The organism is Rhizobacter sp. P3_B12 (assembly GCF_056402895.1).
Genome location: NZ_JBFUGN010000867.1, coordinates 1 through 2,631 on the forward strand (window position 1 = coordinate 1; position 2,631 = coordinate 2,631).

The following is a 2,631-nucleotide window of genomic DNA, read 5'->3' on the forward strand; positions in this document are numbered from 1 at the left end:
CCACTTGTACTTCGCGGGCACCACCACGGCGGTGGTTGCGCTCGGCGCCAGCATCTCGGCGCTGGAAGTGGTGCCGCTGGCGCTGATCGGCCTGGAGGCCTACGAGACCTGGCGCCATGGCCAGGCCACGCCGTGGATGCAGCGCTACCGCTGGCCGATCCTGTTCTTCCTGGCCGTCAGCTTCTGGAACCTGGTCGGCGCGGGCCTGTTCGGCTTTCTCATCAACACGCCGCTGGCGCTGTACTACATGCAGGGCCTGAACCTGACCGCGCTGCACGGCCACACGGCGCTGTTCGGCGTCTACGGCATGCTGGGCATCGGGCTGATGCTGTTCTGCCTGCGTGGGCTCAAGCCCGAGGTGCAGTGGAACAACGGGACGCTGGCTGGCGCATTCTGGGGACTGAGCATCGGCTTGGCGCTGATGGCCCTGCTGACCTTGCTGCCACTGGGCGTGCTGCAATTGCAGGCTGCGCTGGAGAACGGCTACTGGTATGCGCGTTCAGCCGAATTCATGGGCAAGCCCATCGTCCATTTGCTGGTATGGATGCGCGTGCCCGGCGACACGGTGTTCAGCGTCGGCGCCTTGCTGATCGCCTGGTTCGTATTCCGCCTGTGGGTGGCGCCGCGACGCGAGACGATTCCGCTGGGCGAGGTCGTCGTCGGGCGCGCTTGAGAAAAGGTCAAGCGCGATGCACCAGCGCAGAGAATGGCGTCGGATGCGGATATGCAGGCTGCGAGTCGCCTCGCACCTCGTGGACCACGACTCGCAGCGCCGCGAGGAGATCGTCGTCAGCCAACACAATGCCGACGGCGGTGAGCGGCGGCAACAGACCCAGCGCCTTGTGCAGTATCGATGCCACTCGTCCGCCTTGAACCGATGTGCAACTCTCGAGCGCGGCATAGATCCGCGCGAAGTCCACGCACCACTCCTGATTCACAACGCCGTTGTCGATCACGACAACCTCGTTTGAAGGCGTCAAGGTGACTCGTCCCCTCTCGGCTTGCATCGCAGACTCCCGACGTGACCCATTGGCTTGAGCCGTTCAGGAACTGTAGGCCGCCCGCTGGATGCCTTCGGTACGCCAGCGCACATTGCGGGCCGATGGGCGCTGACTTCCTTCTACGCAGCATTGAGTGCATCGAAGGCACCCAATGTCGATGCGTTGGAAGCCGTTTCGTCGAAACCGCCGCGCGCCGCTGCCATCATCGCACTGTCGAGCGACATCTCCATGTAGCGGTAGCTCGACCGGACCGCACGCCGCACGGCGGCCACATCCGCACTCGACGGCGCGTGGCCGAGCAATGTCGCAACAATGTCCAGCGCCTCCCAGGGATGCGTGTCGTCGTACTCGGCATGGACCTTCAGCCATCGCATCGCTGGAACGCGAATGTCGTCCGGGAGCGATTTTGCGTAGGTGTCCTTCGAGCAAACCACGCACGACCACTCACCCGTCGCGCCTTCGACTGCATAGTTCGTCGCGGCCATCGCGACCGCAAGACTCGCCTTGTCGCAGACATACCAGCACCAGTGAGCCAAGGCCTCGAGTTCTTCTGCATCATCCCCGGATCGCAGGTCGTCGAGCGTCAACCCTGCTGCTCCAGCCCAGGTGGCCMAATGCTCGGAGTGCTTCTGTTCGACGCGAATGTTCTGAATCAGATAGCGCCGCGCCATGTCCTCGCCCACGCTGTCGCCATAACCCATCTTTTTCAGGTTCATCGCCATGAACCTGGGGAATTGTTCAATGGTCGGCCATACGCCCATCAAGAAGCGCCGCATCGCCGGCAGCGGCAACTTGGCCTCTCTCATGAGGGCGAAGAGCTCGTGCTCGACCACGCGACGCTTGTGCGGCGTCGATTCATGAACGACGCGCTGCAGCCAGACCGGATAGCTGCCGATGTTCTTCAAGTTACCTGTTCGACGAAACTCGGTAGACATGGCATCTCCAACGGTTGTGTTCCGAATTGGCGCATGAATCGTGCCTGTAAGCTCGTCGACGGCCCATGGTGTATGGCACGGTTACACGACTTGCCTGGTCGCGCAAGCGCCGGCGCTGCTCTGCGATCGCGACGGGGCGCTATGCGCAGGCTTCGTCGCTGTGCTTGTCCAGCATCGCGAGCAGTTCCTGGAGGACGATCGGCTTTGTCATGTAGCTCTCGAACCCGCAGCCAAGCGCGGTCCTGATCTGTTCCGGAAGTGCGTCGGCCGAAAGTGCCACCAGGTGGATATCGCGAGTGGACCGATCCCGCTGCAGTTCCTTGGCGAGCTGGATTCCCGTCATGTCACCAAGGTTCATGTCGACGAGCATCAGATCTGGGGCGTCGAGCCGTGCCATCTCGAGCGCGCGCTCGCCGTTGGTCGCGACGCGAAGCGACACGCCGCGCCGCAATGTGACGATCTGGCGTACCAGTTCGGCGTTCACCTCGTTGTCCTCTGCGTAGAGCACCCGCAGGGAGCGCCCGTTGATGCCAGGGGTTCTGTGGCTCTGCGGGAGATCCGCACGGACGATCTGCGTTTCTGACAGCGGCAGGGACAAGATCGCACACGTCCCTTCGCCACAGACGCTGCTGATGACGAGCGTGCCTCCCATCATCTCGGTGAGTTGCCTCGACAGAACGAGCCCGATACCGGTC

At 63.0% G+C, this 2,631-nt stretch carries 4 protein-coding genes; 1 reads left to right on the forward strand and 3 read right to left on the reverse strand.

The window, feature by feature from the left end; all coding sequences use genetic code 11:
- Positions 1–673, forward strand: a 673-nt coding sequence (locus tag AC1D01_RS29290; RefSeq protein WP_477872680.1) for a cbb3-type cytochrome c oxidase subunit I, incomplete at its 5' end; no start/stop codon positions are given.
- A 7-nt stretch (positions 674–680) separates the two neighbouring features.
- Here AC1D01_RS29290 and AC1D01_RS29295 read toward each other — a convergent pair.
- The 3 genes from AC1D01_RS29295 to AC1D01_RS29305 all read right to left on the reverse strand — a co-directional run.
- Positions 681–956 carry a hypothetical protein gene (locus AC1D01_RS29295; RefSeq protein ID WP_477872682.1) on the reverse strand — a complete coding sequence of 92 codons (276 nt, stop codon included), beginning with the start codon at positions 954–956 and terminating at the stop codon, positions 681–683.
- Positions 957–1,120: 164 nt separating this feature from the next.
- Positions 1,121–1,906, reverse strand: coding sequence for an iron-containing redox enzyme family protein (locus tag AC1D01_RS29300; protein ID WP_477872684.1), 786 nt, complete (start codon positions 1,904–1,906; stop codon positions 1,121–1,123).
- 169 nt (positions 1,907–2,075) lie between these two features.
- Positions 2,076–2,631: response regulator (locus AC1D01_RS29305; protein WP_477872686.1), on the reverse strand; the 556-nt coding region annotated here is incomplete at its 5' end.